This is a genomic window from Pseudomonas sp. R2-7-07 (assembly GCF_003852355.1).
Classification (GTDB): Bacteria; Pseudomonadota; Gammaproteobacteria; order Pseudomonadales; family Pseudomonadaceae; genus Aquipseudomonas.
Genome location: NZ_CP027759.1, coordinates 3,195,255 through 3,213,513 on the forward strand (window position 1 = coordinate 3,195,255; position 18,259 = coordinate 3,213,513).

The window sequence follows — 18,259 nt, forward strand, 5'->3', positions numbered from 1 at the left end:
CTTGTAAGGCGCCAATAATCCGCTGGAAGCTGTTTTCAAAGCGTCACGAGCACAGTCGTTCCTTCAGAACGGTGTTGGCGCAGGTTTGACCCCGGTAGGTCAACACTTGCGCCAACCCTCATCAGCTCCGTTCTGCAGGCGTAAAACTTTGAAAGCAGCTTCTGTAAGGACGGTCGGCAGCGCTGGCTTTGCGGCCCAAAAAGCCCCCGAGCGCACGCGTGCCGGTCATTCCTGGATGAGCGTCCCGTGGGACCACTGATGAGGGTAATAACTGTGCTTGAAGCCTACCGCAAACATATCGAAGAGCGTGCCGCCCTGGGTATCGTGCCCCAGCCGCTTAACGCCGAACAAACCGCAGGCCTGGTCGAGCTGCTGAAAAATCCTCCGGCTGGCGAAGAAGAATTCCTCGTTGACCTGATCACCAACCGCATTCCACCGGGCGTTGACGAAGCTGCCTACGTCAAGGCCGGTTTCCTGTCCGCCCTGGCCAAGGGCGAAGCCACCTCCCCCCTGATCGACAAAAAGCGCGCTGTTGAACTGCTTGGCACCATGCAAGGCGGCTACAACATCGTGACGTTGGTCGAGCTGCTGGACGACGCCACCCTTGCGCCTGTCGCGGCCGCCCAACTCAAGCACACCCTGCTGATGTTCGATGCGTTCCACGACGTGGCGGAAAAAGCCCGCAATGGCAACGAACACGCCAAAGGCGTGATCCAGTCCTGGGCCGACGGCGAATGGTTCCGCAACCGTCCGACCCTGGCTGACAAGATCAGCCTGCGCGTATTCAAGGTCACCGGCGAAACCAACACCGACGACCTGTCCCCTGCCCCGGACGCCTGGTCGCGCCCTGACATCCCGCTGCACGCCCTGGCCATGCTGAAAATGGCCCGTGAAGGCATCGTACCGGACGAGCAAGGCAAGACCGGCCCGATGAAGCAGATCGAAGAAATGCGCGGCCAAGGCTTCCCGATCGCTTACGTCGGCGACGTGGTCGGTACCGGTTCGTCGCGTAAATCGGCAACCAACTCCGTGCTGTGGTTCTTCGGCGATGACGTTCCCTTTGTTCCGAACAAGCGCGCCGGCGGTTTCTGCTTCGGCAGCAAAATCGCTCCGATCTTCTACAACACCATGGAAGATGCGGGCGCACTGCCGATCGAGTTCGACGTCACCAACATGCACATGGGCGACGTGATCGACCTGTACCCGCATGCTGGCAAAGTCTGCAAACACGGCACCGATGAAGTCATCACCACCTTCGAAATGAAGACCCCGGTGCTGTTGGACGAAGTACGCGCCGGCGGCCGTATTCCGCTGATCATCGGTCGTGGCCTGACTGACAAGGCCCGTGCCGAACTGGGCCTGGGCCCTACCGACCTGTTCAAGCTGCCTGAAGCGCCTGTCGACACCGGCAAGGGCTTCACCCTGGCGCAGAAAATGGTCGGCAAGGCGTGCGGCCTGCCGGAAGGCAAAGGCGTGCGCCCTGGCACCTACTGCGAACCGAAGATGACCACCGTCGGTTCCCAGGACACCACCGGTCCGATGACCCGTGATGAACTCAAAGACCTGGCGTGCCTGGGCTTCTCGACCGACCTGGTGATGCAGTCGTTCTGCCACACCGCGGCTTATCCAAAGCCGATCGACGTGACCACCCACCACACCCTGCCTGACTTCATCATGACCCGTGGCGGTGTATCGCTGCGTCCAGGCGACGGCATTATCCACAGCTGGCTGAACCGCATGCTGCTGCCGGACACCGTCGGTACCGGTGGTGACTCTCACACCCGCTTCCCGATGGGCATCTCGTTCCCGGCCGGCTCCGGTCTGGTCGCGTTCGCCGCTGCCACCGGCGTGATGCCGCTGGATATGCCGGAATCGATCCTGGTGCGCTTCAAAGGCAAGATGAAGCCTGGCATCACCCTGCGTGACCTGGTGCATGCCATTCCTTACTACGCGATCCAGGCTGGCCTGCTGACCGTAGAGAAGAAAGGCAAGAAAAACGCCTTCTCCGGCCGCATCTTGGAAATCGAAGGCCTGAACGATCTGACGCTGGAACAGGCTTTCGAGCTGTCCGACGCCTCGGCTGAACGTTCGGCTGCCGGTTGCACCATCAAGCTGTCCAAGGACTCCGTCACCGAGTACCTGAACTCCAACATCACCTTGCTGCGCTGGATGATCGGCGAAGGCTACGGCGATCCACGCACCCTGGAACGTCGCGCCCAAGCGATGGAAGCCTGGGTTGCCAACCCGGAGCTGATGGAAGCCGATGCCGACGCCGAATACGCCGAAATCATCGAGATCGACCTGTCGGAAATCAACGAGCCGATCCTCTGCGCACCGAACGACCCGGACGATGCCCGTCTGCTGTCGAGCGTTGCCGGTGAGAAGATCGACGAAGTGTTCATCGGTTCGTGCATGACCAACATCGGTCACTTCCGCGCTGCCGGTAAGCTGCTGGAGCAGGTCAAGGGCCAGTTGCCAACCCGTCTGTGGCTGTCGCCGCCGACCAAGATGGACGCCCACCAGCTGACCGAAGAAGGCTACTACGGCATCTACGGCAAGGCTGGCGCGCGCATGGAAATGCCGGGCTGCTCGCTGTGCATGGGTAACCAGGCGCGTGTAGAGCCGAATTCGACCGTGGTGTCGACCTCGACCCGTAACTTCCCGAACCGTCTGGGCGATGGCGCCAACGTCTACCTGGCCTCGGCCGAGCTGGCGGCAGTTGCCTCTACCCTGGGTCGCCTGCCGACCGTCGAAGAGTACATGGGCTACGCGGCGAAACTGGACACCATGGCCAGTGACGTCTACCGCTACCTGAACTTCGACCAGATCGCCGAGTTCCGCAAGATCGCGGCAAGCGCCAACATCCCGGTGATTCAAGCTTAACGGTGTGTTGATGTGACAGGCGCCGCGTATCGCAAGGTACGCGGCGTTTTTTATGCCTGGAATACAAACAAATGTGGGAGGGGGCTTGCTCCCGATAGCAGTGGTTCAGTCAATTCATAGGTGACTGATACACCGCCATCGGGGGCAGGCCCCCTCCCACATTTGGATCTTTGGAGTCCTTGCAGGCTGCTTCAGACCTTAAGCAATCAGCGAGTCAACCAGAGCAGTGATCGACACCTGGAGATACACAGCATTTTTATGCCTGGAATACAATTTCAGCAACACCACCAAACACATGTGGGAGGGGGCTTGCTCCCGATAGCAGTGGTTCAGTCAATTCATCGTTGACTGATACACCGTCATCGGGAGCAAGCCCCCTCCCACATTTGGATCTCGGACAGCTTTGGAGGCTGCTTCAGACTTTAAGCCATCAGCGAATACACCAATGCAGTAATCGCCACCAACCCCACCGCCGTGACAAACACATTCGACGCCTGCCCCCGATACTTGGCCATGGCCGGCACTTTGCGGATGGCGTACATCGGCATCAGGAACAGGATCGATGCAATCACCGGCCCGCCCAGGGTCTCGATCATGCGGAGGATGCTCGGGTTAAGCGTGGCGACAATCCAGCACACCACCAGCATGAAGGCAGCCGTCATGCGGTCCAGGGACTTGGCTGCCGGACGGCGGCCGGTCTTCAGCACCAGGCCCTTGAGGCCCTCGCTGGCACCGATGTAGTGGCCCAGGAACGACTTGGCAATTGCCACGAATGCAATCAACGGCGCGGCGAACTCGATGGTCGGGTTGTCAAAGTGGTTGGCCAGGTACGACAGGATCGACAGGTTCTGCGCTTTCGCCTCGGCCAACTGCGCCGGTGACAGGGTCAGCACGCAGCTGAACACGAAGAACAGCACCATCACCACCATCAACAGGTGCGCGCGGGACAGGATCTGCGAGCTGCGCTCGTCGGCGTGTGCGCCATACTGACGTTTCTGGTCCACCGCGAAGGCCGAGATGATCGGCGAGTGGTTGAACGAGAACACCATCACCGGAATCGCCAGCCACAAGGTGTTAAGCAAGGCCGACGGCGCCGGAATCTCACGGGCGGTACTCAGGATGCCGCCCGTCCAATGCGGCACCAGGTACACGGCGAGGAACAGCAAGGCAACGATAAACGGATACACCATCAGGCTCATGGCCTTGACGATCACCTTTTCGCCGCAACGCACCACCGCCAGCAAGCCCAGGATCAGCACAAACGCCAGGACTGCCCGAGGCGGCGGCATGATGTGCAGTTGGTGTTCCATGAAGCTGCTGACGGTGTTGGTCAGGGCCACGCTGTAGATCAGCAGGATCGGGAAGATCGCAAAGAAGTACAGCAAGGTGATCAATGCGCCGGCTTTAATGCCGAAATGCTCTTCGACCACATCGGTGATGTCGGAGCCTTCCCGGCCGGAGAGTACGAAACGCGTCAGCCCACGGTGGGCAAAGAACGTCATTGGGAAGGCCAGCAGCGCCAGGATCACCAGCGGCCAGAAGCCCCCCAGGCCCGCGTTGATCGGCAAGAACAAAGTACCGGCGCCGATGGCGGTGCCGAACAGCCCAAGCATCCAGGTGGTGTCCTGGCGGCTCCAGCTTGTGAGCATTGCAGGTGTCGTTGCATAGCGTTCATCGACGCTATTGGCCTGATCATTCATCCGGTCGGATCTCCGCATTCACACGGCCGGGACGAGTCAGAAAAACCTGACAGGCAGCGCCCCGACCTCAACAGGGACGCGATTGTCCGGGATTCTCGTGCATAAGCAAAGAGTTAGCTGAGGAATGGTTCGGTGGTGGAGCCGGCTGCACGGTAATGCGTAGCGCACTCAACTTCGTTCGAGAGCAAGCTCGCTCCTACAGCAACCTACGTTCCGTCTTACAAATCCCGCATACTCATGCGCTCAAGCACTTCAGGAAGAACCTTGCATGACTACCACTGTTCTGGTCCTGGTTGAGACCATCAACGAATACCTGCAAATCATCGAGAGCAATGATTTCCATGTGATCCTGGCACCGACGCCTGTCGAACGTGCCCAGGCGATCAAGGCCCATGGCGGGCAGATCAAGGCTGTGCTCACCCGTGGCCCGCTGGGGCTGTATGCCGAGGAAATCGCCGCGCTGCCGTTGCTGGAGATCATCTGCGTGATTGGTGCCGGCTACGAACATGTAGACCTGCAGGCCGCCGCCAACCGTGGGATTGTGGTGACTAACGGCGCCGGGGTGAATGCGCCGTCGGTGGCTGACCATGCCATGGCCTTGCTGCTGTCGCTGGTGCGCGGTATCCCCCAGACTGACGCCGCCGTGCGCCGCAGTGAATGGCCGAAGGTGATGCGCCCTTCCCTGGGCGGCAAGCAATTGGGGATTCTCGGGCTGGGCGCCGTGGGCCTGGAGATCGCCAAGCGCGCGTCCCTGGGGTTTGGCATGGAGGTCAGCTACCACAACCGCCAACCACGCGATGACGTGGATTACACCTACTGCTCAACCGCCGTGGAGCTGGCGCGCACCTCGGATTTCCTGATCCTGGCCACGCCCGGTGGCGCCGGCACTCGCCACCTGATCGATCGCCACGCCCTCGACGCCCTGGGGCCGAACGGTTATCTGGTCAATATCGGTCGTGGCAGCGTGGTGGTCACCGCCGACCTGGTGGCTGCGCTGGAACAGCGACGTATCGGCGGCGCCGCGCTGGACGTCTTCGACGACGAACCCAAGGTGCCCGATGCGCTCAAGCGCCTGAACAATACCGTGCTGACTTCCCATGTAGCCGGCCTGTCGCCCGAAGCCACCCACGACACCGTGCAGCGGGTCGCCGACAATCTGGTGGAATACTTTGCCGGTCGCCCTGTACTGACCCCCGTGACACTCCCGTCGCGCAACCCGTAGCGAATACCCGCGCCGGGGCCGTGCCGCCCTGGTGATTTGCGTGGATCAGGCCCGCTGATCATTCCCCAACACGCTAACCTATTAAGCCGCCCCGACCTTGTCGCTGGGCGGTGACGCGCATTAGATTAGCCAATAGTCCAAGGCCTTTAAAATAAGCAGAAGGGATAAGCATGGCGCTTAACGACCAATCGACCCAGATTCGCCCCGGCGAAGAACTTGATGCCGGCCTGATCGATCCCTACCTCAAGGCCCATATTCCCGGCCTGCACGGCACGCTCAAGATCAGCCAGTTTCCCGGCGGTGCCTCCAACCTGACCTATCTGCTGGAATACCCGGACCAGGAATTCGTGTTGCGTCGCCCGCCATTCGGCCACAAGGCCAAGTCTGCCCACGACATGGGGCGTGAATACCGCATTCTCAACCAGCTCAAGGATGGCTTTCCGTATTGCCCCAAGGCCTACGTGCACTGCACCGATGAAACGGTGATCGGCGCCGAGTTCTATGTCATGGAACGGGTCAATGGGATTATTTTGCGCTCCGACCTGCCGGCCGAACTGGGCCTGGACGCGAGCCGAACCGAAGCGTTGTGCAAAAGCTTTATCGACAAATTCGTCGAACTGCATCAGGTCGACTACACCGCCTGCGGCCTGGCCGACCTGGGCAAGCCCCAAGGCTACGTGGAACGCCAGATCCGCGGCTGGAGCGAGCGCTACGAAAAAGCCCTGACCCCCGATGCACCGCGCTGGGAAACCGTGCGCGCCTGGCTCAACGATAAAATGCCGGCCGACCACCCGACCTCCAGCATCGTGCACAACGACTATCGCTTCGACAATGTGATTCTCGACCCGCGCAACCCGATGCAGATCATCGGCGTGCTCGACTGGGAGCTGACCACCCTCGGCGACCCGTTGATGGACCTGGGCAACACCCTCGCCTACTGGATCGAAGCCGCTGACCCCGCGCCCGTGCAGTCGATGCGTCGCCAGCCAAGCAATGCGCCCGGCATGCTCACCCGCCGCCAGTTCGTCGACTACTACGCCGAACGCTCGGGCATCCAGATCGACAATTTCGACTTCTACTACACCTACGGCCTGTTCCGCCTGGCCGGCATCGTGCAGCAGATCTATTACCGCTTCTTCCATGGCCAGACCCAGGACAAACGTTTTGCCCAGTTCATCCACATGAACAAGCTGCTGGAACAGATGAGCCTGGCGGTCATCGGCAAATCCGCCCTCTGATAACAATCACAAGGAACCCTTCATGTCCAAGACCCACCTGTTCGACCTCGACGGCAAGATCGCTTTCGTTTCCGGCGCCAGCCGTGGCATCGGCGAGGCCATCGCCAAGCTGCTGGCCCAGCAAGGCGCCCATGTGATTGTCTCCAGCCGCAAACTCGAAGGCTGCCAGCACGTTGCCGACGCGATCATCGCCGACGGCGGCAAGGCCACTGCAGTGGCCTGCCATATCGGTGAAATGGAGCAGATCACCCAGGTGTTCGCCGGTATCCGTGAACAGTTCGGCCGCCTGGACATCCTGGTCAACAACGCCGCGACCAACCCACAGTTCTGCAACGTGCTGGACACTGACCTCGGCGCGTTCCAGAAAACCGTCGACGTGAACATCCGCGGCTACTTCTTCATGTCGGTGGAAGCCGGCAAGCTGATGCGTGACAACGGCGGTGGCAGCATCATCAACGTCGCCTCGATCAACGGCATTTCCCCTGGCGTGTTCCAGGGCATCTATTCGGTGACCAAGGCCGCCGTGATCAACATGACCAAAGTGTTCGCCAAGGAATGCGCCGAATTCGGCATTCGTTGCAACGCGCTGCTGCCAGGCCTGACCGACACCAAGTTCGCCTCGGCGCTGGTCAAGAACGACGCGATCCTGAAGATGGCCCTGGCGCAGATACCGCTCAAGCGCGTGGCCGACCCCAGCGAAATGGCCGGCGCGGTGCTGTTCCTGGCCAGCGATGCGTCGAGCTACACCACCGGTGTGTCGTTGAATGTGGACGGTGGTTTCCTGTCCTGAGGCCGCCGGGTTTCTTCCGATCGATTTGCGCGTAACCTTGGCGCAGATCGATCTGCCCCAGGATGAAACATGGAACTGCACCTCGTCATCAATGGCCGCAAGGACCTGGCGGCCCAGCTTTACCAGCAACTGCGCGAAGCCATCGCCACCGGGCGGCTGGCAGCCGGCGCGCAATTGCCGCCCAGCCGGCTGCTCGCCGAGCAATTGGGCGTATCGCGCAAAACGGTCTCGGATACCTACGCCACCTTGACGTATGAAGGCCTGCTGGTCGGCAGGATTGGCCGAGGCACTTTCGTCAATGCGTGGGCACCGCAGCCCGACCGTGTACAGACCGCCACCGACCTGGCTTGCGCCGCCAACCTGAGCAAATGGGCGGCACTGCCCTCGCCTATGCACCACCCCGCCAGCGGCGACATCCTGCGCTACGAATTCATCGGCGGGGCAACCACGCGCAGTCAGTTCCCCCAGGAAGAATGGCGGCGCTGCACCCAGGATGCGTTACGCCGTATCGCCAAGAACAGCGGTTTCTATAGCCAACCGGAGGGCTTGCCGGCACTGCGCGAGGCCATCGCCGGGCATATCGCGTTTTCACGCGGGGTGAAATGCCGCGCCAGTGACATCGTGGTGACCAATGGCGCGCAGCAGGCGCTGGACCTGATCGCCCGCGTGGTCCTCGAGCCAGGCAGCATCGTCGCCATGGAAGACCCTGGCTACAGCCCGGCGCGCCAGTTGTTCTTGGCGATGGGGGCGAAGGTCGCCAGCGTTCCGGTCGATGCACAGGGCATTCAGGTCGACCAGATCCCCGAGGGCACGCGGCTCGTCTACGTGACGCCGTCCCACCAGTTTCCCCTCGGCATGCCCATGAGCCTGGCGCGGCGCAAAGCCTTGCTGGACCGCGCGATCGAACTCGGCGCGATCATCATCGAAGACGACTACGACAGTGAGTTCCGCTACCAGGGCCGCCCCACCGACTCCCTGCAAAGCCTGGACACGCGAGGCGTGGTGACCTACGTCGGGACCTTTTCGAAAACCCTGCTACCCGAGTTGCGCCTGGGCTACGCGGTGCTGCCGCCGGCGATCCATGGCGCGGTGCTCAAGGCCAAGCAATTGACCGACCAGCACAGCTCTACCCTGCCGCAATGGGCGCTGGCCAAGTTCATCAGCGAAGGCTACCTGCTCAAACATATTCGCCGCTGCCACAACGTGTATGCGGGGCGGCGCGAACGGATCCTGCAGCGCCTGGCGGGCGACCTGTCGCCCTGGTTCGAGGCGGTGCCGACGGTGGCCGGGTTCCACCTGGCGGCACTGTGCAAAGTGCCGGTGGACATCCCGCTGTTGATGCAGCTGGCGCGCGAGGTGGAGGTGGGTTTGTACCCCCTGGATGGTTTTTTCCACGACGTTGCGCCACGGCCGGGGCTGATTCTCGGCTTCGGTGCCATCGAAACCCTCGATATCGACCCGGCGCTGGATAGGGTGCGCGACATCCTGTTGCGGATTGGCTAGGGGGTTTTCCGGCGGATTGGTCATTGGTCGATCCTGCCCCCGGGCGTAGGGTGAACAGGTCTCCAACCCCGTGGAACCCCATCATGAAACGACTGCTCGCCACCGCTGCGATACTCACCTCGCTCACGGCCTACGGCCACGAGCCGGTGTACAACCAGGAAACCCTCAAGGTGCTACAGGAGCACGCCTTGACCAACGTGCCCGGCAAGAAAACCATCATGCTCACCGTGGACTACGCCCCCGGCCAGGCCACCGTGCCCCACAGCCATACCGGCACTGCCGTGGCTTATGTGCTGGAAGGTGCAGTCACTTCACGGGTCAACGATGAGAAAGCCGTGACCTACAAGGCCGGCGAGTCGTTCTACGAGCCCGCCGGTTCGCGGCACTTCGAATCGAGCAACGCCAGCCAGACCCAGCCTGCCAGGCTGCTGGTGGTGATGGTGCTGGACGACAAGGCCGAGGTGCTGGCGCCGCTTGCCCACCAAGCCGCCTCGGAATAAAAAATGTGGTAGGGGGCTTGCCCCCGATGGCCATAGGTATCTACACACCTTTGGCGTAGCCCTGAACCTGTGGCGAGGGAGCTTGCTCCCGTGGCGACCTGGAGGCCTATAGCTAACTGACTGATGCCGCGCGATCCAAATGTGGGAGGGGGCTTGCCCTAATGCCAGTCAGTTAAGCGAAAGTGGTCCACTGTAGGAGTGAGCTTGCTCGCGAAAAACGCCTAGGCAACGCGTTCATTCTGAATAAACGCGGAGGCCCTGAGTTCTTCGCGAGCAAGCTCGCTCCTACAAAAAGCCTTAACTGACTGGCATTAGGGCTTGCCCCCGATGGCGGCCTGACAGCCGACCAGGATGTCGGATCAGGGCGAGTACATATCCGTTGCTGCGGTAACGGCGACTTAGGGTTCGCCCTGACGGCGGGTCACTTTGGAAAAGAGCCCCAAAGTAACCAAAGGGCTCTTGCCCCACCACTCGGCACCTCGCCTAGGCTCGGTGTGCCCGTAATCCGACATTGATTTGGGGGGCCGCCGCCACGCGCCATCCATGGCGCGGGGCGGCTAAACCGGCATCCCTGCCGGTTTACCCCCCAAATCAATATCGAATTCCGGCCAGCGTGGTTTAACGGGGCGCCTAGATCAAAAGCAAAATCAAGAGCGGCTCGCTTCGCATCGTGGTTACCGATGGCTGCGTGTCAGTTGCTGAATAAGCCAACTGATGCACCGTTATCGGGGAGCAAGCCCCTCCCACATTTCGAATGGTGAGATTCAGCCTTCGCGTGTCAGGCAAGGCTCTTGCTGACCACCTCGAACACATCGCTGGACAGCTCGCCCGAGCCCAGAATGCGTTCCAGTTCCGCCTTCATCAGCGCCTGCCGTGCGGCGTCGTATTTACGCCAGCGCGTCAGCGGTGCCAACTGGCGCGACGCAATCTGTGGGTTCAGCGTGTTGAGCTGGATCACCAGGTCCGCCAGGAAACGGTAGCCCGAACCATCCGCCGCGTGGAAGTTGATCAGGTTCTGCCCGGCAAATGCGCCAATCAGGGCGCGCACTTTGTTCGGGTTCTTGATGGTGAACGCCGGGTGTTCCATCAACGCCTTGACCCGCGCCAGCCCGCCCGGCAGGGTGCTGCCGGCCTGTACGCTGAACCATTGGTCCATGACCAGCGGGTTGTCCTTGAAGTTCTCGGCAAACACCGCCAGCGCCTGGGCTTTTTCCGCTTCGAACGGCGAGTTCACCAACACGGCCAGGGCCGTCAGGCGCTCGGTCATGTTGTCGCTGGTGTCGAATTGGTCCAGGGTCGCCGCCAGCACTTCTGGCTTGCCGCTGAGCATCAGGTAGGACAGCGCGATGTTTTGCAGGGCACGCCGGGCAAAGTGCTCGGCCTCTGCCACGTAGGGCGTTTTCCGGGACAGGTCACGGTTGGCCTGATAGCGCAGCCACAGCCCTTCAAACAGGTTGTCGGCCAACTGCTTGCGGGCAAATTCGCGGGCGGCGTGGATCGCATCGACATCCGCCACTTCACTGATTTCGGCCAGGTAGGCTTCGCTCGGCAACGAGAGCATCTCGGCGACCATGGCCTGGTCCAGGCGTTCGTCGCTCAATACCGTGCGCAACGCGTCGATCAGGCGTTGATCGAGCTTCAGCGGCTGCCCCGCCTGATGCTGGCCGATCAGTTCCTGCAACACCTGCACCGACAACTGCTGGCCGGCGTCCCAGCGGTTGAAGCCGTCGCTGTCGTGCTGCATCAGGAACATCAATTGGTCGCGGTCATACGGGAAGCTCAGTTTCACCGGTGCCGAGAAGCCACGCAGCAGTGAAGGCAAGGGTTTTTGCGCGACGTCAACAAAGGTGAAGGTCTGCTCGGCTTCGGTGACCGAGATCACGCGGGAGGTAGCGCCGGCCGTGGCTTCACCGTCCAGACGCAAGGCGATAGCGGCGCCGTTGCCGTCCAGCAGACCCAGCTCAACCGGGATCACGAACGGCAGTTTTTCCACCTTGTCCGGGGTTGGCGGGCAGCTCTGGCGGAAGGTCAGGCTGTAGGTCTTGGCCGCCGCATCAAAGGACTCGCTCACCGCCAGACGCGGCGTGCCGGCCTGGCTGTACCAGCGCTTGAATTGGCTGAGGTCGACGCCGTTGGCGTCTTCCATGGCCTTGATGAAGTCATCGCAGGTCACGGCCTGGCCGTCGTGGCGATCGAAATACAGGTCGCTGCCTTTGCGAAAGCCTTCGGCGCCAAGCAAGGTGTGGAGCATACCGACGACTTCCGAACCCTTTTCGTACACGGTCAGGGTGTAGAAATTGGAGATTTCGATAAAGCTGTCCGGGCGTACCGCGTGGGCCATGGGGCCGGCGTCTTCGGCGAACTGGTGGGTACGCAGGTACGCCACATCCTGGATGCGCTTGACCGTGGCCGAGTTCATGTCGGCGGAAAAGCCCGAGTCACGGAACACGGTGAAGCCTTCCTTGAGCGACAGCTGGAACCAGTCGCGGCAGGTCACGCGGTTGCCCGACCAGTTGTGGAAGTATTCGTGGGCGACGATGGCTTCGACACGCTGGTGGGCGGCATCGGTGGCGGTTTCGGCGCGGGCCAGCACGGCGCTGGAGTTGAAGATATTGAGGCCCTTGTTCTCCATGGCGCCCATGTTGAAGTCGTTGACCGCCACGATCATGAAGATGTCGAGGTCGTACTCGCGGCCATAGGTCTGTTCATCCCAGCGCATGGATTTTTTCAGGCTTGTCATGGCGTGCTGGCACTTGTCGATGTTTTCCGGCTCGACGTAGATGCGCAGCGCGACTTCGCGCTGGGTCATGGTGGTGAAGCTGTCTTCGACACACCACAGGTCACCGGCCACCAGGGCAAACAGGTAGGCCGGTTTCTTGAACGGGTCTTCCCAGGTCGCCCAGTGCCGACCGTCTTCGCCGGGGCCGCTGGCAATCGGGTTACCGTTGGACAGCAGCACCGGGTAGCGATGCTGCTCGGCGATCACCGTGGTGGTGAACACGCTCATCACGTCTGGACGGTCGAGGTAATAAGTGATCTTGCGGAAGCCTTCGGCCTCGCACTGGGTGCAGAACATGCCACCGGATTTGTACAGGCCTTCGAGGGCGGTGTTGGTTTCTGGGTGAATCTTGACCGTGGTGTCGAGGGTGAAGGTTTCGCTCTGTGGCTGCAGCGTCAGGTGGCTGTCGGTCAACTGGTAGTCAGCAGCCGTCAGCGCCTGATCGGCGAGGTTCACGCTCAGCAGCTCCAGTTGCTGGCCGTCCAGCACCAACGGCGGCAGCCCGGCGCCGCGCTCGGGGTTGCGGCGCATCACCAGCTGCGCGTGGACCAGGCTGTGGTCCTCGAACAACTCGAAGGTCAGGTGCGTCTCGTCGATCAGGTAGTCCGGCGCCTGATAGTCCTTCAGGTAAATCATCTTCGGTTGTTCGGTGCGCATGGGAGGCATCCTTCTACTGATGCACGGCGAGCTGGTAGGCCGTGTATTTACGAATATTGATCACGCCGGTGTCGAAGATCAGGTATTGGCCCTTGATCCCCAGCAGCGTGCCTTCGGCAATCGGATTCTTGTCCAGGTTGAAGCTGACGATCTTGGCCGGGTACTGCTGCACCGGGTAACGGATCTCGATCGGTTCGATGTCGGCAATGGTTTGGATGGCCTGTAGGCCAAAGCGTTCCTGCAACCCCAGCAAGCCTTCGGCGCAGGAGGCGAACAACTCGTCGCGTACCTGCTTGAGGTCCACCGATTGCGCATCGCCTTTGAGCAGCGCGCGCCAGTTGGTTTTGTCGGCCACCTGGCTACGAAACAGATCCTCGACAAAGCCCGATTGCTGGCGGGTGGCCACGCGCATGATCGGCAGCGCCTGGCTGGCGCCCTGGTCGAGCCAGCGGGTCGGCAACTGCGTGGCGCGAGTGATGCCGACCTTGATCCCCGACGAGTTGGCCAGGTACACCACGTGGTCGGTCATGCAGAAGGTTTCACCCCAGCCCGGATCGCGGCAGGTGCCAGCGTCGTAATGGCAGCGCTCGGGACTCATGATGCACAGGTCACACTGGGCCAGCTTGGTCATGCATGGGTAGCAATAACCCTGGCTGAAGCTGTTTTTGGTCTTGCGCCCGCAATGGCTGCAATGAATGGCACCCAGGTATTCCAGGCGAATATGGGTGCCGATCAACGGGTTGACCGCAACCTCGGTGTCGCCAAGACGAAACGCGTATTGAACGGTCGGCTCACCGAGTTTCGCCGACATTTTGCTGACTGCACCGCGACCGATTTCAATCAATGGATCGCATCCGACTTGAACAGGATGTTCGGCACCGGTGCCGATTTCGACGCGCATTCCTGCGGGCCCATATAGCCGGTGCGCTGGTCTTCGGGCAGGTTCTGCAGTTCCCAGGCAATCACCGCTTGCAGCGACAGCTCGCGCTGTTCGGCGGTGAGCTTGCGGCCGTCGGACCACTTGCCGATTTCCACGGCGAGCTTGAGGCTCTCGTAGATGTCCGGGGTGATGTTTTCGATCATTTCAGCAAAAGAGGACATAAGGCTCTTCCTTATCAAATAGACGATTTGCGACGGTTGTACAGCCCGCCCAGCAAACCGGTCAGGCAACCGATAACCAAGCCGCCCACATGGGCCGCGTTGGCGATTTCGCCGAAGCCGATCATCGAGACCAGCCCCGACAGGCAGAGCACCAGCCACACCAGCATCATCGCCAGCACCCCACGGGGCAAGCGATACGCCGGGTTGGGCGAGAGTAGTTGAAAGATCCAGCAATGCCCCAGCAGGCCATACAACACGCCGGACAAACCGCCAAACAGGCCCGGGCCGCCGTACGCATACTGCGCGTAATTGGAGACCAGGCTGAACAACAGGGTCAGGCCCAGCAGGTTGATGCTGCCCTGGCGCGCTTCGATGCGCCGGCCCAGCTCCCAGTACCACATGCCATTCATGGCCAGGTGCAGGATGCCGAAGTGAATCAGCATTGGCGTGACCAACCGCCACCACTGCCCGGACGCCAGGCTATCGGCCAGCGGCGTGAACTGGATGTATTCGCCCAGCACCCGGAACGGCAGGAAGGTCAGCCAGGCCATGGTCTGCAGGTTTTCGCCGAGCAGCGTCACCGCGCCGACGATGAGGCTGGCCAGCAGCACCAGCGCCGTGACCGGGCTATGGCGGACCTGCTGGACAAACCCTGGCCGCGCCACGGGCGCCTGTTCGGGAATGTCCAGTTGCTGGTCCGGATCACCGGCGGGAAAGCGTTGGTACAACACGCGCACATCGTCGCTGATGCTCTCGGGCACCCACAGCACTTGTTCGCCGGCTTCCTCGCTGACGCGATGAGGCACCTGCATGCGTTGCAGCAACTTGACGAAACCGCCCAGGTCGACGCTCAGGGGCAGGCGCAATACAGCCACGGTACTCATTGACTAACCTCAGGTCGCTCAACGTCGACCCAGACGAATTTATGCGGATCCAGTTGGGTTTCCTGGTCCAGGCGATACGCCACCAGCTTGCCGTACAGCACCGCGCTGTAGTCCAGGCAGGCCAGGTTCGGGCGGATCGGTGCCGGTTTGCCGCTGCGCCAGTAATGGCCGACGAACAACAGCGGCTCGTCGACGCCATAGCGCAGCAGGGAATTTTTTTCAGTGGAGGACAATGGCGTGCGCGCCACCGGCTCGGGCAGGGCATCGGGCTGGAACACGATGTCGCCGTAGGTTTTCGGGTCGTCTTCCCAGAATTTGGTACGAAAGAACGAGCGCGTCAGGCCATCACCACCGGTCAGGGTGAGCCCGTGGGGCAAGCGCATGTCGGTGCCGCGCAACAGGCGATCGAACGCGTTACAGGCGAAACTGCCCGGTACGGCGGCGGCCTGCAGGAAATGCTGATCGATGCAGCCGTCCGGGAACGTGGCGCGCAGCGGCTGGATGAAACCTTCATCCCAACACGCATGCACCACCCGGAAACGCCCGGCGTCGACAAACAGCGGCATGTCGTAGAACCAGCCGAGGAAGTCGTGCCAGTCGGCCGGGTGCTGCTCGAACTGAGTCAGGGTTTCCTGGATCAGCCGCCCATGGCGTGGGGTGTGCTCGCGCACGAACTGCTTGCCACTGCCCGGCGGTGCCGGCGTGGTCCAACCCAGCGCATTGAACTCATGGTTGCCCATGATGCACAGCGCCTGACCGGCCTCGGTCATGTCGTGGACGATATGCAGCGCTTCGCGGATGCGCGGGCCACGGTCGATGATATCGCCGAGAAACACCGCCATGCGCGACGGGTGCCGCCAGGTGCCGCCCTGCTTGTGGTAACCCATCTGGTCGAGCAAGTGCTCCAGCGTGTGGGCGCAACCGTGCACGTCACCAATCAGGTCGTAGCTACGCGCGGGATCGAGCATCAGTCGCCTCCGCCCCCCAAGCGGCTGCCCCAGCCCAGCTTGGTGCGGCACACTTCGTAGTAGTTGTGGTCCAGCGGGTGGATCAAGCGCAACTTCTGTGCCTTCTTGCTCACGGTGATGGTGTCGCCGGGAGCGCAGGTGAAATGGTTCTGCCCGTCGCAGGACACTTGTGGGTAGATTTGCATATCTTTGGACACCACGATCTTCAGCTCACTGTTGCCATCGACCACAATCGGCCGACTCGACAACATATGGGGGTACATCGGCACGATCACAATGGCATCGAGCTTGGGGTGCATGATCGGGCCACCGGCTGACAGCGCGTACGCGGTCGAGCCGGTCGGCGTGGCGACGATCAGGCCGTCGGCCTTCTGGCTGCACACGAACTGGCCGTCGATATACAGCTCGAACTCGATCATCCGCGTGGATTTGCCCGGATGCAGCACCACGTCATTGAGGGCATCGCCCTGGCCGATGGCTTCGCCGTGGCGGCGCACTTCGGCCTGCAGCAGGAAGCGGTTTTCCACCAGGTAATGGCCGTCGAGCACCTTGGCCACTTCGACTTCCAGCTCATCCGGACGGATATCGGTAAGAAACCCCAGGCTGCCACGGTTGATCCCCAGCACCGGCACGTTATGCCGCGCCAGCGCCCGTGCTGCGCCGAGCAGGCTGCCGTCGCCGCCGACCACGATGACCATGTCGCACACTTCGCCGAGCATCTTGCGTGAAGAAGTCTGCAGGCCGTGGCCCGGCAGGATTTCGCCGATGGTGTCTTCGAGGATCACATGCAGGTGGCGTTCCAGCAGGAATTTTTTCAGCCGGCGGACGGTGTCCAGCACCTGGGTACTGCCCAGGCGACCGATAATGCCGATATTGCGAAATTGCTCCATGGGGCTCCTGCGGGCATAGGGGTGTGGCAAAAAGAAAGGATTATGGGCGAAAGGCCGGCTCAGGCAAAATCCTTTGTCGCCGCCCAGCCTTGATGACAATGGTTCTCAGGCGGCTCTCAGCACCTGCACGCAACGTAAGAGGCTATGCTCGCACCATGACTCTGTTCCCCGACTTGCACGCCCTGCCCCGCCAACTGCGACACCCCGAAGTGCGCGACCTGGCGTGGGTGATGCTGGCGCCACCGATGCTCGCACACACGCCATGGCCGCAACGCCATCCGCTGGCGGGCAGCGACTGGGTACAGGCGCCGCAGTTGCTCGAAGCCTGGCTGCGTGCGCTCGATCAGGACAGCAGCGCGCTGCAGCATTGGCTGAGCCTGGCGCGCACCCGGCGCCTGGGCCTTTATTATGAGCGCCTGTGGCAGTTTGCCGTGCAACATGCGCCGGGCGTGGAGCTGCTGGCGGCCAACCTGCCGATCCGCCGCGCCGGGCACACCCTGGGTGAGCTGGACATGCTGCTGCGCGACTGCGATGGCGTGCATCACTTGGAACTGGCGATCAAGCTGTATCTGGGCCCGCAGGCTGGCAACGGCCGCGACACGGCGCAGTGGCTGGGCCCGGGCTGCCATGACCGGCTCGACCGCAAACTCGCGCACCTGGCCCAGCATCAACTGCCGATTTCGGCGCGCGCGGAAAGCCGTGAAGCGTTGGCGGCGCTGGATATCCAGCAGTTCGATGCACACCTGTGGCTGGGTGGGTATCTGCTGTATCCGTGGCCGGGCCAGGCCGAATCACCCCATGGCGCCCATCCGCAGCATTTGCGTGGGCGTTGGTTGCATCAGCGGGATTGGCCGGACTTTGTCAGCGCGAGCGCCGCAGGCCGCTGGCAACCCTTGCCCCGGCATGCCTGGTTGGCGCCGGCGCATTACCCGGCAAGCGAGGTGTGGAGCGAAGAACAGATGCAGGGCTGGCTGGCAGACCTGGACCCGATGGCGCCCGCGCAGTTACTGGTGCGGCTGGTGCAGAAGGATGAGGATTGGGAGGAAGCCGAGCGGCTGTTTCTAGTGGCGGATCTTTGGCCGAATGTGCCGGGGGCATTCTGATAAATCTGTGCTGAATTGGAGACCTCTATCGAGAGCAAGCC

14 protein-coding genes are annotated in these 18,259 nt (G+C 61.8%); 7 read left to right on the forward strand and 7 right to left on the reverse strand.

Going from position 1 to position 18,259, the window contains the following annotated elements:
• Positions 1 to 273: 273 nt before the first annotated feature.
• Positions 274 to 2,883 (forward strand): bifunctional aconitate hydratase 2/2-methylisocitrate dehydratase, encoded by a 2,610-nt coding sequence (acnB, locus tag C4J86_RS14550; protein ID WP_124372434.1) that lies wholly within the window; start codon positions 274 to 276, stop codon positions 2,881 to 2,883.
• Positions 2,884 to 3,305: 422 nt separating this feature from the next.
• On the opposite strand, the gene C4J86_RS14555 is transcribed toward acnB, so the two are convergent.
• Entirely contained in the window at positions 3,306 to 4,583 is a 1,278-nt protein-coding gene (locus C4J86_RS14555; RefSeq protein ID WP_124370915.1) for a serine/threonine transporter, read from the reverse strand.
• Positions 4,584 to 4,851: 268 nt separating this feature from the next.
• Here C4J86_RS14555 and C4J86_RS14560 point away from each other — a divergent pair, with 268 nt between their 5' ends.
• The 5 genes from C4J86_RS14560 to C4J86_RS14580 all read left to right on the forward strand — a co-directional run bounded on the left by C4J86_RS14560 (position 4,852) and on the right by C4J86_RS14580 (position 9,836).
• Positions 4,852 to 5,805, forward strand: coding sequence for a 2-hydroxyacid dehydrogenase (locus tag C4J86_RS14560; RefSeq protein ID WP_124370916.1), 954 nt, complete (start codon positions 4,852 to 4,854; stop codon positions 5,803 to 5,805).
• 170 nt (positions 5,806 to 5,975) lie between these two features.
• On the forward strand, positions 5,976 to 7,043 hold the full coding sequence (locus tag C4J86_RS14565; protein ID WP_124370917.1) for a phosphotransferase family protein: 1,068 nt from the start codon (positions 5,976 to 5,978) through the stop codon (positions 7,041 to 7,043).
• 22 nt (positions 7,044 to 7,065) lie between these two features.
• The gene (locus C4J86_RS14570; RefSeq protein ID WP_124363102.1) at positions 7,066 to 7,833 is read left to right on the forward strand and encodes an SDR family oxidoreductase; all 768 of its coding nucleotides are present in this window, start codon (positions 7,066 to 7,068) and stop codon (positions 7,831 to 7,833) included.
• A 69-nt stretch (positions 7,834 to 7,902) separates the two neighbouring features.
• Positions 7,903 to 9,336 (forward strand): PLP-dependent aminotransferase family protein, encoded by a 1,434-nt coding sequence (locus tag C4J86_RS14575; RefSeq protein ID WP_124370918.1) that lies wholly within the window; start codon positions 7,903 to 7,905, stop codon positions 9,334 to 9,336.
• 83 nt (positions 9,337 to 9,419) lie between these two features.
• Positions 9,420 to 9,836: a cupin domain-containing protein gene (locus tag C4J86_RS14580; protein WP_124370919.1), complete on the forward strand. Its 417-nt coding sequence runs from the start codon at positions 9,420 to 9,422 to the stop codon at positions 9,834 to 9,836.
• 778 nt (positions 9,837 to 10,614) lie between these two features.
• On the opposite strand, the gene pepN is transcribed toward C4J86_RS14580, so the two are convergent.
• Genes pepN through C4J86_RS14610 form a run of 6 tightly spaced genes read right to left on the reverse strand, consistent with a single transcriptional unit; the run spans position 10,615 to position 17,115 of the window.
• Positions 10,615 to 13,272 carry an aminopeptidase N gene (gene pepN / locus C4J86_RS14585; protein ID WP_124370920.1) on the reverse strand — a complete coding sequence of 886 codons (2,658 nt, stop codon included), beginning with the start codon at positions 13,270 to 13,272 and terminating at the stop codon, positions 10,615 to 10,617.
• Between the two features lie 13 nt (positions 13,273 to 13,285).
• On the reverse strand, positions 13,286 to 14,116 hold the full coding sequence (locus C4J86_RS14590; protein ID WP_164487684.1) for a DUF2797 domain-containing protein: 831 nt from the start codon (positions 14,114 to 14,116) through the stop codon (positions 13,286 to 13,288).
• Complete coding sequence (locus tag C4J86_RS14595; protein WP_124367263.1) at positions 14,113 to 14,373, reverse strand: YeaC family protein; 261 nt, start codon at positions 14,371 to 14,373, stop codon at positions 14,113 to 14,115. Before C4J86_RS14595 ends, C4J86_RS14590 begins: the two co-directional genes overlap by 4 nt.
• Positions 14,374 to 14,387: 14 nt before the next feature.
• Positions 14,388 to 15,257, reverse strand: a complete 870-nt coding sequence (locus C4J86_RS14600; RefSeq protein WP_124370921.1) for a rhomboid family intramembrane serine protease — start codon at positions 15,255 to 15,257, stop codon at positions 14,388 to 14,390.
• Positions 15,254 to 16,225, reverse strand: a complete 972-nt coding sequence (locus C4J86_RS14605; RefSeq protein ID WP_124367265.1) for a metallophosphoesterase — start codon at positions 16,223 to 16,225, stop codon at positions 15,254 to 15,256. The genes C4J86_RS14600 and C4J86_RS14605 overlap by 4 nt, the downstream gene beginning before the upstream one ends.
• Positions 16,225 to 17,115, reverse strand: a complete 891-nt coding sequence (locus C4J86_RS14610) for an NAD(+) kinase (RefSeq protein ID WP_057725186.1) — start codon at positions 17,113 to 17,115, stop codon at positions 16,225 to 16,227. Before C4J86_RS14610 ends, C4J86_RS14605 begins: the two co-directional genes overlap by 1 nt.
• 155 nt (positions 17,116 to 17,270) lie before the next feature.
• Here C4J86_RS14610 and C4J86_RS14615 point away from each other — a divergent pair, with 155 nt between their 5' ends.
• Complete coding sequence (locus C4J86_RS14615) at positions 17,271 to 18,218, forward strand: DUF1853 family protein (RefSeq protein ID WP_124370922.1); 948 nt, start codon at positions 17,271 to 17,273, stop codon at positions 18,216 to 18,218.
• The last annotated feature ends 41 nt before the right edge of the window (positions 18,219 to 18,259 follow it).